Origin of the sequence: Collinsella aerofaciens (assembly GCF_039836695.1) — a bacterium.
GTDB classification, from domain to species: Bacteria; Actinomycetota; Coriobacteriia; order Coriobacteriales; family Coriobacteriaceae; genus Collinsella; species Collinsella aerofaciens_BD.
Genome location: NZ_JBDPAC010000001.1, coordinates 39,082 through 51,085, shown reverse-complemented (window position 1 = coordinate 51,085; position 12,004 = coordinate 39,082). Strand labels below are relative to the sequence as shown.

The following is a 12,004-nucleotide window of genomic DNA, read 5'->3' as shown; positions in this document are numbered from 1 at the left end:
TTTTGTATGGATGGAGGTGCCGCAATGGTCAAGACCAAGACCGAGCAGGCGATCATCGACGCGCTCGAGGCCGTCGCTCCCCAGCACGATGTCGACATCGTCGACGTCGAGCTCGTGGGTGCCACCAAGGCCCCCTGCGTGCGCGTGCGTATCGAGGGTGCCGAGGGTCAGAGCCTGTCGCTCAACGACGTCACGGCCAACACCAAGTGGGTCGGCGATGTGATTGAGGAGCTCGACCCCATCTCTTCGAGCTATACGCTCGAGGTGTCGAGCCCGGGTATGGCGCGCCCGCTGCGCCGCCCGAGTGACTTTGCCCGCTTTGTGGGCGAGAACTGCGAGCTCACCTCCACCGCCACCGAGGGCCGTCGCAAGTACGCCGGCAAGATTGCCGCCGCCACCGAGACGAACGTGACCCTCGAGCTCGAGGACGGCGAGTTCGTCACTCTTGATTTCTCTGATGTTAAAAAGTGCAAGTTGAAGCCCACCTACGACTTCAAGCCCGCGAAGGAAGGAAAGTAAGATGGCAGCATCCGACATGATGTCCGCCCTGATGGAGCTTTGCCAGGAGAAGCACATCGACCAGCTCTACCTGATCGACCGCCTGGAGCAGTCGCTCGCCAAGAGCTATGCCGAGATCCTGCATCTTGAGTGGGGCGCCAAGGTGACCATCGACCGCACCACCGGCAAGATCTACGTCTACCGCCTGGAGCCGATCGACGATTCCATGGACGAGGAGGGCAACTTCACCGAGTTCGAGGAGATCGACGTCACCCCCAAGAACACGAGCCGCATCGCTGCCCAGCACGCCAAGGCCGAGATCAACGCCATCGTTCGTAACTCCGCCCGCGAGCAGATCTACGAGGAGTTCTCCGGCCGCATCGGTGACCTCATCAGCGGTACCGTGCTGCAGTCCACGCCCGACTTCACGATCGTCAAGATCCGCGAGGGCGTCGAGGCCGAGCTGCCGCACTTCGATCAGCGCCGTTACGAGAACGAGCGCAACGAGCGTCCGATGGGCGAGCGCTACCTGCACAACCAGCACATCAAGGCCGTGATCATCGACGTTCGCGACCCCAACTCCAACCTGCAGCCGGTTCGTGGCGAGCACAGCCGTCCGCCGATTGTCATCTCCCGTACCCACCCCGAGCTCATGCGTCGTCTGTTTGAGCAGGAGGTGCCCGAGATCTATGAGGGCACCGTCCAGATCAAGTCGATCGCCCGCGAGCCCGGCCAGCGCTCCAAGGTCGCCGTCCACTCGCTCGACGACCGTCTAGATCCCGTGGGCGCCTGCGTCGGCCCCAAGGGCAGCCGTGTTCGCGCTGTCGTGGGCGAGCTCCGCGGCGAGCGCGTCGACGTCATCCTGTGGGATGCCGATCCTGCCGTCTACGTCGCTAACGCCCTGTCGCCCGCTAAGGTCACCCGCGTCCTCATTGACGAGGAGAAGGCCTACGCCGGCGTCATCGTACCCGACGACCAGCTGTCCCTCGCCATCGGCAAGGAGGGCCAGAACGCCCGCCTCGCCGCGCGCCTGACCGGCTGGCACATCGACATCAAGTCCGAGACGCTTGCCGCCGACATCCTCAAGAACGTTCCCGTTCACGAGGAGCCCGCCGCCGACCTGATCGGTGACGAGGGGGACGAGGACGTCCGCCGCTGCGAGTACGTGTCCGAGGACGGCATCCAGTGCCGCAACCAGGCTCGTCCCGGCTCCCGTTTCTGCGGTGTCCATGACACCGACGCCTTCGATGATGCGGAGGACCTGATCTAGCGCGCGGTTGCGCCGGGCGGGTCCCGGCGCGTCTCCCACGCTCGTTCAGTCTCTAGGCACCCAAGGTGCCAGAAAGGGTAGGTGAAGTCATATGGCAAAAGTCCGTGTGTCCACCCTGGCCAAAGAGTTCGGCATGACCTCCAAGGAACTGATGGGTCATCTCGCCGATATGAAGATTCCCGCTAAGTCCGCTTCCTCCACCCTGGAGGACGCCTACGTTGCCATGGTCCGCAAGCAGCTCGCCTCGGTGATCGAGGCCCGCGCCCAGGAAGTCGAGGCCGCCAAGCAGGCCGAGGAGCAGGCAGCTGCCGCCGAGGAGGCCGCACGCGCCGCCGAGGCCGAGCGCGAGCGCATCGCTGCCGAGAAGGCACGCGAGGAGGAGCGCCGCCAGTTTGCCGCAGCCCAGGCTGCCGAGGAGGCCGCCCGTGCCGAGGCCGAGGCCAAGAAGAAGGCCGAGCAGGAGCGCCTTGCCCGCGAGAAGGAGGAGGCTGCCCGCGAGGCTCAGCGCCGCGCCGTTCCCGCTTCCGACTCCGGTTCGCGCTTCCGTTCGCTGCTCGACCAGATCGCCGCACAGGAGACCGTGCTCAAGGAGAAGAAGGACGCCGAGGACAAGGCCAAGGCCGAGCGCGCCGCTGAGCGCGGTAACCGTCGTGGCGGCAACAACGACCGCCGCGGTGGCCGTCGCAACGATCGCAACGCCTCCGACAACAACTCCGAGCGCAACGCTTCCGAGAGCCGTCCGCACAGCCATCGCACCAACGCCAGCAACAACGTCGCTGCCGGCATGGACTTCCCCAACCCCGATAAGCAGGGCAAGGGCAAGAAGCGCAAGGGCGGTCACAACAACGAAGAGGACCACTACAGCCGCATGGCTCGCGAGGCCGAGGAGTACAGCCGCGAGAAGGTGCTCGAGGAGGCTCGTGCTGCCGTCGAGGAGGCCTCTCGCGAGTCCACCGGTCGCCGCAAGAAGCGCAAGGAGAAGCGCGAGCGCGAGGCTGCCAAGGCTCAGGAGGAGCGCAAGATAGAGGAGGCGCTGGCCCAGGGCGTGAACCCCGAGGACCTCGACGCCATCAAGGTCTCCCAGGGCGTTACCGTCCAGGAGCTTGCCGAGGCGCTCGACGTTCCGGCCAACGACATCATCAAGCGCCTGTTCCTGCTGGGTACGCCGCTCACCATGACGCAGTCCATGTCCGACGACCTCGTCGAGCTCGTTGCCGACGACCTGGGCCGTCAGATCAAGATCATCACCCCCGAGGAGGAGAACACCTTCTCGTTCTACGACGATCCCGCCGACCTTAAGCCGCGTGCCCCGGTCGTCACCGTCATGGGCCACGTCGACCACGGCAAGACGAGCCTCCTCGACGCCATCCGTCACACCGGCGTTGCTGCCGGCGAGGCGGGCGGCATTACGCAGGCCATCGGCGCTTCGCAGGTCATGATCAACGACCGCAAGATCACCTTCATCGATACCCCGGGCCACGCCACCTTTACGGCTATGCGTGCCCGTGGCGCCAAGGTGACCGACATCGTCATTCTGATCGTGGCTGCCGACGACGGCGTCATGCCCCAGACCGTCGAGTCGATCAACCACGCCAAGGCCGCCGGCGTACCCATCGTCGTCGCCGTCAACAAGATCGATAAGCCGGGCGCCAACCCCGACCGTGTGCGTCAGGAGCTCACCGAGTACGGAGTCATCCCCGAGGAGTGGGGCGGACAGAACATGTTCGTCAACATCTCGGCTAAGCAGAAGATCGGTATCGACGAACTTCTGGAGACCGTGCTGCTCCAGGCCGACGTGCTCGAGCTCAAGGCCAACCCGGACACCTTTGCCTCCGGCAACGTCCTCGAGGCTAAGCTCGACAAGGGCCGCGGCTCGGTCGCTACCGTGCTCGTGACCCGCGGTACCCTGCACGTGGGCGATACGCTGGTCGCCGGCCTTACCTACGGCCGCGTCCGCGCCATGCTCGACCCCAAGGGCCGCGCCGTCACCGAGGCCGGTCCCTCCGACGCCGTCGAGATTCTGGGCCTGCAGTCCGTGCCCAACGCCGGTGACGAGTTCCGCGTGTTCGAGGACGAGCGCGAGGCACGTGCGCTGGCCGACGAGCGTTCGCTGAAGGCCCGTATCGAGGAGCAGAGCCGCGTCAAGCACGTCACGCTCGAGAACCTCTTCGAGACCATTGCCGACGCCGAGGTCAAGGAGCTCAACCTGATCATCAAGGCCGACGTCCAGGGTTCCATCGAGGCCCTTCAGGACTCGCTCGACAAGATGGATCAGTCCGAGGTTCGCATCAACACGATCCACTCCGCCGTTGGCGCCATCAACGAGACCGACGTCGTCCTGGCCGACGCCTCCAACGCCATCATCATCGGCTTTGGCGTCCGTCCCGACGGTAAGGCCCGCTCCGCTGCCGAGCGCGAGGGCGTCGAGATCCGTTGCTACGACGTCATCTATAAGTGCCTCGAGGAGCTCGACGCCGCCCGTATCGGCATGCTCAAGCCCACCGAGGTCGAGGTCGCCACGGGTACCGCGACCGTCCTGGACACCTTCAAGGTGCCCAAAGTCGGTATCGCCGCCGGTGTCCGCGTCGAAGAGGGCGAGATCGCCGCGACCGATTCCGTGCGCCTGGTGCGCGACGGCATCGTGGTCTTCAACGGCAAGATCGCCTCGATGCGTCACTACAAGGACGAGGCCAAGAGCCTCAAGAGTGGTTCCGAGGGCGGCATTGGCCTGGAGAACTTCCAGGACATCAAGCCCGGCGACCAGATCGAGGGTTACCGCATCGACCAGGTTGCCCGTACCGAGTAGGGGGTAGCTCTATGAAGCAAACGCAGGCAACCCGCCGTCTGGGCGAGCAGCTTCGCGAGAAGCTCGGTTATATCCTGCTCTTTGAGGTTTCTGATCCGCGTCTCGACCTGGTTACTTTGACTGCGGTCGAGGTCGCGGTGGACCGTTCGTTCGCGCGCGTGTACGTGTCGTGCGATGCGAGCCGCTACGACGAGGTCATGGAGGCGCTCGCAAGCGCCAAGGGCCGTATTCGCAGCCTGTTGGCTCGCTCGCTCGATTGGCGTGTCACGCCCGAGCTCGATTTTCGCATCGATCGCTCGACCGATGAGGCCGAGCGCATCACGCGTGCGCTGGAAAACGTTCCCGCCACGCTTGCGATCGAAAAGGACGAGGACGGCTATCCGATAGCGGATGCCGCCCAGGAGGCAGCTTTAGATGACTAATTCCGCCGACCTCGCCTCGTGCGAGTCTGCAGATATTCAGCGACGCATCCTCGAGCTCATCGAGGGTGCGTCCTCCATTGCGATTTCGGGACATACTTCTCCCGATGGCGATGCCTTGGGCTCCGTATTGGGTCTGGGCCTTTCGCTCATGAAGTTTTTCCCCAACAAGGACATTGCGCTGCTGCTGGCAGACGATGACCCGGTTCCGCGTATCTACCGCTTTATGGAAGGCTCCGATCGCCTGGTGCCGGCATCTGCGTACGCTGGCAATCCTGACCTGTTCATCTCGGTGGACGTGCCGGTCGTCGAGCGCCTCAACAACTCGGCTGAGGTGCTTCGGCGCTCCAAGCATGTGGTGTGCTTCGATCATCATCCGGCTCGCGAGGAGTTTGCCGAGCTCAGTCTGAGGCGCGTCGAAGCTGCAGCCTGCGCTATGATTATCGACCGCTTCTTGGACAATTGTGGCATTGTCGCCCGTGATGGCGTCGCGACTTGCTTGCTGTGCGGCTTGGTGACCGACACCGGTCGTTTCCAGTACCAGAACGCCGATGCTGCTGCGTTCCATGCGGCCTCGCGACTGGTTGCCCACGGTGCCGATCCGGCGCGCGTTGCGCTCGAGGTTTACCAGAGCATGCGTGTTGAGTTTTTGCACCTCAAGTCCATTGTCATGGGTCGCATTAAGACGGTCGCGCATGGGCGCGTGGCGTATAGCTATGCCTACCAGAGTGACCTTGAGGCTTGCGGTGTCACCTCGGATGAGTGCGATGGCCTGGTTGACGTGGTGCGCTCGGTGATGGGCGTGGAGGTCTGTCTGTTCCTGAAGGGTATTGAGGGCGATACCAAGGTGCGCGGCAACCTGCGCTCCAAGGGCGACCTCAACGTGTCCGAGATCGCTGCTGCCTTTGGCGGAGGCGGACATTCCGCTGCCGCCGGTTTCTCCAACAACGGAACGATTCTCGAGACGCTCACCGTGGCACTTCCCATGCTGGCCGAGCTGGTAGGGGAGGATCCCGCTTCTGTGACCGTCGAGCTTTAACTTTTTGGATGGTACATGGCTCGTCGTACGCCTTCACAACTGAATATGCTGCTCGCCGTCGATAAGCCGGTGGGCTGCACGTCCCACGATGTGGTTTCACAATGCCGGCGCGCCCTCCATGAGCGGCGCGTCGGCCATGCCGGCACGCTCGACCCCATGGCATCGGGTGTCATGGTGGTGGGCGTAGGCCAGGCCACCCGTCTGCTGGGTATGCTAACCCTCGATACGAAAAACTACGTCGCTGACATCTCGTTTGGTGCCGAGACCAATACCGATGATGCGGAGGGCGAGGCGGTCCGCACGGTGGCCGTTGCCAACGAGCTCCGCGATCCTGCCTATGCCCGTGAGCACTTGGCCGCCATGCTGGGTCCGCAGATGCAGGTACCGCCGGCGTTTTCGGCTATCTCGGTCAATGGCGTTCGCGCCTACAAGTCTGCTCGCGCGGGTAATGCGGTGGACCTACCTCCGCGCCTCGTCGAGGTCTATGCCGCTGACCTGATCGCCGTGGGTGGCGAAGGTGATACATGTGTGTGGACGGTGGCGTTCTCGGTGAGCAAGGGCACCTACATTCGTGCGCTCGCTCGCGACCTGGGCCGTGCTTGTGATAGCGCCGCGCATATTTCCGCGCTTCGTCGCACCGCATCCGGTGTTGTTTCCATTGGCGCCTGTCATGCGGTGGAGGAGCTTTCTCCCGAGTCCGCCGCTGGCTTTGCCCTGGATCCCATTGCAGCCCTGGGCGCCACGCGTGTTGACTTGCCGGGCAATCTTGCCGACGACCTGCTCTGCGGCCGACGCATTCCCGTTGAGCGTGCGCTTGCCGATTTCGATTCCTCGAAGGCGCCGTTTGCGTTGGTGCTCGATGGGGGACTCAAGGCGCTCGCCCGCATTGAGGGCGGCCGCTTTGTCATGGAGCACGTGTTTCCGCAGGCAATCGGCGGTGTTCGATGATGTTGTCCGCTCGCGAGCTCGCGCGTGTCTTTTTCGCGGGCGAGTCGGACGAGGCTCGCATCGTTGCTGCCGATACGTTTGATGAGTGTGAGCACTTGGGTGCCGCTTCAATCGCCATTGGCGTGTTCGACGGCGTTCACCGTGGACACCAGGAACTCATCGAAGCGCTTGTCCGTGATGCCCGTGCCCATGGCTGTAAGGCGGTCGTGGTTACCTTCGATCCCGACCCGGACGTTGTGGTGAGCCCTTCGCCCGCTCAAAAATTGATGACGACGGCCGACCGTCTGCATGCCTTGGCTCAAACCGGGGTCGATGCGGTGGTGGCCGTTCCCTTTACGCCTGAGGTTGCGGCACTCGACCATGTCGGTTTTCTCGCACTGCTGTCACGCGTAGTCGACATTCGCTCGATTCGCGTTGGCAGTGACTTTAGGCTGGGTCGTGGCGGTGCTTCTGGTGTTGCCGAGATGCGCTCCTGGGGTTCCGAGCACGGCGTTGACGTGTATGGTCACGACCTGCTTTGCGAGGGCGGTGAGGCCATTTGCGCCACCCGCATTCGTCATGAGCTGGGACAGGGCCATGTGGAGCTTGCTGCTGAGTTACTCGGCCGTCCGTATATGGTGCGTGGCGGTGTTATTCGCGGCCGTCACGAGGGTTCTGGCATGGGCTTTCCCACGGCAAACTTGCAGGTTCCCGACGGCATTCAGGTGCCAGCCGATGGCGTGTATGAGGGTCTGGTGCTGGTCGATGACACCGCGTGGCCCGCTGCCGTGAACGTCGGCCTGCCGCCAACGTATGCTGACGATGCGGCATCTGCGCATCTCGAGGCTAATTTAATTGGTTATACGGGCGACCTGTACGGCGCTTCCGTTTCGCTGGCGTTTACGCGCTGGCTGCGTCCGTCGCGCGTGTTCGATTCGCTGGATGAGTTGATCGCGACCGTCGAGGGTAATATCGAGGACATTCGTCACAACTTGGGTGAGCAGGGGGTGAGCATCCGTGATTAGCGATGAGGAGAAAGACCAGGTACGTGCTGCGTCCGATCTGGTTGCCATCGTGCAGGAAACGGTTGAGCTCAAGCCCCGCGGCCATGAGTTTTGGGGCTGCTGCCCTTTTCATGGCGAAAAGACGCCGTCCTTCCACATTATCCCCGCCACGCAGGTGTGGCATTGCTTTGGCTGCGGCGAGGGTGGCGACGTCTTCACCTATATCATGAAGCGCGAGAACCTGAGCTTTCCCGAGTCAATCCGTTATTTGGCCGATCGCGCAGGTATTGAGCTGCATGACACCGGAGATCGCCGCGAGCGCGGTACCAAGCGTGCCCGAATCTACGATCTGTGCGCCGAGACCGCCCAGTTCTACCACACCATGCTTATGCGCGGTAAGGACGGCCGTCCGCGCGAGTACTTTGCCAGCCGCGGCATGGGCGGCGACGTCTGCCGCCGCTACTGTCTGGGCTTTGCGCCGGGCCGCAATATGCTGGTGTCGCACCTGTCCCAGGCGGGTTTTACCCCGCAGGAGATGATCGACGCCAATGTTGCCGTGAGCCGTGGGCGCGGGCAGCTTGCCGACCGCTTCTACGACCGCGTGATGTTTCCCATCTTTGACGAGCAAGGTCACAACATTGCCTTTGGCGGGCGCATCATGGGTGACGGCCAACCCAAGTACCTCAACACCGCCGAGACGAGCGTGTTTCATAAAAAGCGAAACCTCTACGGCTTTAATTGGGCCAAGGAGTTTATCGTCGCGCTGGATACCGCTATTGTGGTGGAGGGCTATACCGACTGCATCGCCTGCTGGGAGGCGGGGATTAAAAACGTCGTCGCCACGCTGGGCACCGCGCTCACGGAGCATCACGTCAAGACGCTCACCCGCTTTGCCAAGCGCATCGTGTATATGTTCGACGGCGATGCCGCGGGCCAGAAGGCCGCCCGCCGTGCGATTCAGTTTATTGAGCAGGATTCGATGGATCTGCGTTGCGTGGTGCTGCCCGACGGTAACGATCCCATGGAGTTCATCACGGCGCATGGTGGCGAGGCACTACAGGCGCGCATCAACGCTGCCGAGCCGCTTATGGACTTTGTTTACCGTTCGCTGCAGGAGTCGAGCGACATCACCACGCCGGGCGGTCGCGCCAAGGCGCTGGAGGATGCGCTGACGCTCATCTATCCGCTGCGCGATAGCTATATGATCGACACGTACTTTATCCAGATTGCCGATCTGCTGGGTTTGGATCTGGAGACAGTGCGTGCGAGCTCGGGCCGCGTGTTTCGCGATGTCGCCAAGCGCGAGGATGCGGAGCGACGTCGTGAGCAAAACTATGAGCGCCAGAGGGCGCAGGCCGAACGCTTTGGAAATGCGGGCGGTCGGGCATCGGTTTCTCGCGATGCCGGTCGCGGTACTTGGGCATCGGGCGCGACGCCGCCGGTGTCCGCGCCGGTCGAAGAAGAGCCGTACGACTACGTCCCGCTCGATGCCTACGGTGCCGCGCCCGTGGAGGTCGTCGACGACCTGCCGCCGATCGATATGCCTGATGGTATGGGCGCTGTGCCTGCGGCTGACGGTTCGGGCGCACCGGCTGCGGCGGCGCCGATGGTTTTGACCGATCTAGAGCGCAAGTCCTTGGCAGGGGAGCGCGAGCTGTTGACCATGCTCACGAGCTACCCCGACCTGTTCCGCACGTATGCCGACCGCATCTGCTCCATCGAGTGGGTTGACCCACGTCACGAGTCCATCGCATGGGCCGTTCTGGCAACGCCGCCGGGAACCGATCCTGCAGCCTGCATGGATGCGGCGCGCTCAGTGTGTCCCGAGGCGGCAACGCTTGTGAGTGCCGGGCGCATCTCGGCGACGAGCAAGCACCCTACCGAGACGAACATCGTGTTTATGCTCGATACGCTCGAGCTCTACACCATCAAGCGCCGCATGCGTGCCGCACAGGCCAAGCTGCGCCAGGACCGTTCGCTCGATGATGAGGCCCGTCGTGCGCTGACCGTGCAGGCCGCGCAGGATTCGCAGCGTCAACGCGAGCTGCAAAAGTCGATCGGCGGCGTGGCGGACCCGTTCCGTTTGATCGGTCTCGAGGCCGCAGGCACCGAACAGGCCTAGATGTTGTGGTCAACCAGCGTATTCTCGCCTATATCCAGTCCTCTTTTTGGGTATAGACGTCAATGTGTGTGCTAAAGTATTGAGTCCTGTGGACTATGAAGGGAGAATCTGTGCCAAAAAAGACTGAGAGCACGGGTACTGGGCTGGAATCCTACGTTGCAAAGCTCATGGGCAACGGCTCAAACAGGACTTCGGTAACCGAGGACGAGATTCAGGTCGCCCTGAAGGATATCGATGTTTCTGACGAGCAGCTCACCGCGGTGTATTCCGCGCTGCGCAACAGCGGCATCCAGATTATCTCCGCGAGCGGTAACGACGACGCCCCCATGGACGTCGACGATGACGATAACGATACCGATACCGACGATTTCGATGACGACGATGAGCACGATTCCGGCTCGCTCGACGATCACGAGCTCAAGATGGCCCGTCAGGCCGACGCCGAGATGGGTTCTTCCAAGAGCAAGAAGAAGCGCACCGTGCGCACGTCCCGTTCACGCTCCCGCGTGCGTGGCATCGATGCCTCCACGGTGATGCTGACCGGCGATCCGGTTCGTATGTACCTCAAGGAGATCGGCAAAGTCGACCTGCTGACCGCCTCCGAAGAGGTCGATCTGGCCATGAAGATCGAGGCCGGTCTTGAGGCCACCGAGAAGCTCGAGGCTGCCGATGCTGGTGAGCTCGAACTCACGCGTGCCGAGATGCGTCGTCTTACGCGCATTGAGAACGTTGGTCTTGAGGCCAAGCAGGCGCTCATCAGCGCAAACCTGCGTCTGGTCGTCTCCATTGCCAAGCGCTATGTCGGTCGCGGCATGCTGTTCCTGGATCTGATCCAGGAGGGCAACCTCGGTCTGATCCGCGCCGTCGAGAAGTTCGACTACCAGAAGGGCTTTAAGTTCTCCACGTACGCCACGTGGTGGATCCGTCAGGCCATCACGCGCGCTATCGCCGACCAGGCCCGTACCATCCGTATTCCCGTGCACATGGTCGAGACCATCAACAAGCTCGTCCGCGTGCAGCGCCAGCTTCTCCAGGACCTGGGTCGCGACCCGACCCCCGAGGAGATCGGTGCCGAGATGGACATGAGCGCCGACCGCGTCCGCGAGATCCAGAAGATTTCGCAGGAGCCCGTTTCGCTCGAGACCCCCATCGGCGAGGAAGAGGATTCCCAGCTGGGCGACTTTATCGAGGACTCCCAGGCCATCGTTCCGCCCGATGCCGCCAGCTTCTCCATGCTGCAGGAGCAGCTCACCCAGGTGCTCGACTCGCTTGCCGATCGTGAGCGCAAGGTTATCGAGCTGCGCTTTGGCCTTGTCGACGGACATCCCCGCACGCTCGAGGAAGTCGGCCGCGAGTTTGGCGTCACGCGCGAGCGCATCCGCCAGATCGAGTCCAAGACCCTGGCCAAGCTCCGCCACCCGAGCCGCTCGAGCAAGCTCAAGGACTACATCGAGTCTTAGTAGTTACGGCGTTTTACCAAACGCCGTAACTGGTCGACGCTGCGCGGGCACCAGAGCGACAACTTGTCATTCAAAGAGGACGGCATGACCAGAAGGTCTATGCCGTCCTCTTTTCATGCCAATTTGTTCGCTCTGGTAGTCGTTGGGGACGTTCTTGAATGACTAGTCGTTTAAGAACGTCCCCAATGACTAGGTCGAAAAATTCTTAAAAAAGTTCTTGCCCTTAGCTGATTCGTCCGTATAATAAACTTCGTTGCTTGAGAGCACGCACCTATTCCTCGGTAGCTCAATGGTAGAGCACGCGGCTGTTAACCGCGCTGTTGTAGGTTCGAGTCCTACCCGGGGAGCCAGAATTTTCCAGCCCTTTCCGTTGGGCTTTAAATTCCTCGGTAGCTCAATGGTAGAGCACGCGGCTGTTAACCGCGCTGTTGTAGGTTCGAGTCCTACCCGGGGAGCCAG

At 62.5% G+C, this 12,004-nt stretch carries 9 protein-coding genes and 2 tRNA genes; all 11 read left to right on the top strand.

All coding sequences use genetic code 11. The annotated features are described in order from the left end of the window. Nucleotides 1–24: 24 nt before the first annotated feature. The 11 genes from ABG996_RS00230 to ABG996_RS00180 all read left to right on the top strand — a co-directional run bounded on the left by ABG996_RS00230 (nucleotide 25) and on the right by ABG996_RS00180 (nucleotide 12,003). Nucleotides 25–519 carry a ribosome maturation factor RimP gene (locus ABG996_RS00230; RefSeq protein WP_347479365.1) on the top strand — a complete coding sequence of 165 codons (495 nt, stop codon included), beginning with the start codon at nucleotides 25–27 and terminating at the stop codon, nucleotides 517–519. Nucleotide 520: 1 nt separating this feature from the next. Continuing rightward, on the top strand, nucleotides 521–1,768 hold the full coding sequence (gene nusA / locus ABG996_RS00225; protein WP_347479367.1) for a transcription termination factor NusA: 1,248 nt from the start codon (nucleotides 521–523) through the stop codon (nucleotides 1,766–1,768). 91 nt (nucleotides 1,769–1,859) lie between these two features. Next, the gene (gene infB / locus ABG996_RS00220; RefSeq protein ID WP_035138110.1) at nucleotides 1,860–4,574 is read left to right on the top strand and encodes a translation initiation factor IF-2; all 2,715 of its coding nucleotides are present in this window, start codon (nucleotides 1,860–1,862) and stop codon (nucleotides 4,572–4,574) included. A gap of 11 nt (nucleotides 4,575–4,585) precedes the next feature. Further along, nucleotides 4,586–4,996, top strand: coding sequence for a 30S ribosome-binding factor RbfA (rbfA, locus tag ABG996_RS00215; protein ID WP_006234038.1), 411 nt, complete (start codon nucleotides 4,586–4,588; stop codon nucleotides 4,994–4,996). Continuing rightward, nucleotides 4,989–6,032 carry a DHH family phosphoesterase gene (locus ABG996_RS00210; RefSeq protein WP_347479370.1) on the top strand — a complete coding sequence of 348 codons (1,044 nt, stop codon included), beginning with the start codon at nucleotides 4,989–4,991 and terminating at the stop codon, nucleotides 6,030–6,032. Before rbfA ends, ABG996_RS00210 begins: the two co-directional genes overlap by 8 nt. A gap of 15 nt (nucleotides 6,033–6,047) precedes the next feature. Further along, nucleotides 6,048–6,980, top strand: coding sequence for a tRNA pseudouridine(55) synthase TruB (gene truB, locus ABG996_RS00205; protein WP_347479372.1), 933 nt, complete (start codon nucleotides 6,048–6,050; stop codon nucleotides 6,978–6,980). Beyond that, nucleotides 6,977–7,984, top strand: coding sequence for a riboflavin biosynthesis protein RibF (gene ribF / locus ABG996_RS00200; protein WP_347479373.1), 1,008 nt, complete (start codon nucleotides 6,977–6,979; stop codon nucleotides 7,982–7,984). The genes truB and ribF overlap by 4 nt, the downstream gene beginning before the upstream one ends. Continuing rightward, nucleotides 7,977–10,085, top strand: coding sequence for a DNA primase (gene dnaG / locus ABG996_RS00195; protein WP_347479374.1), 2,109 nt, complete (start codon nucleotides 7,977–7,979; stop codon nucleotides 10,083–10,085). The genes ribF and dnaG overlap by 8 nt, the downstream gene beginning before the upstream one ends. Before the next feature lie 110 nt (nucleotides 10,086–10,195). Next, nucleotides 10,196–11,545, top strand: a complete 1,350-nt coding sequence (gene rpoD, locus ABG996_RS00190; protein ID WP_055286388.1) for an RNA polymerase sigma factor RpoD — start codon at nucleotides 10,196–10,198, stop codon at nucleotides 11,543–11,545. Nucleotides 11,546–11,820: 275 nt separating this feature from the next. Then, nucleotides 11,821–11,895, top strand: a tRNA-Asn gene (locus ABG996_RS00185). Nucleotides 11,896–11,928: 33 nt separating this feature from the next. Continuing rightward, a tRNA-Asn gene (locus ABG996_RS00180) sits at nucleotides 11,929–12,003 on the top strand. Nucleotide 12,004: the final 1 nt, after the last annotated feature.

Coding starts and splice junctions, on each gene's coding strand:
- ABG996_RS00230 (WP_347479365.1), top strand. CDS start 25: ATGGTCAAGACCAAGACCGAGCAGGCGATCATCGACGCGCTCGAGGCC.
- nusA (WP_347479367.1), top strand. CDS start 521: ATGGCAGCATCCGACATGATGTCCGCCCTGATGGAGCTTTGCCAGGAG.
- infB (WP_035138110.1), top strand. CDS start 1,860: ATGGCAAAAGTCCGTGTGTCCACCCTGGCCAAAGAGTTCGGCATGACC.
- rbfA (WP_006234038.1), top strand. CDS start 4,586: ATGAAGCAAACGCAGGCAACCCGCCGTCTGGGCGAGCAGCTTCGCGAG.
- ABG996_RS00210 (WP_347479370.1), top strand. CDS start 4,989: ATGACTAATTCCGCCGACCTCGCCTCGTGCGAGTCTGCAGATATTCAG.
- truB (WP_347479372.1), top strand. CDS start 6,048: ATGGCTCGTCGTACGCCTTCACAACTGAATATGCTGCTCGCCGTCGAT.
- ribF (WP_347479373.1), top strand. CDS start 6,977: ATGATGTTGTCCGCTCGCGAGCTCGCGCGTGTCTTTTTCGCGGGCGAG.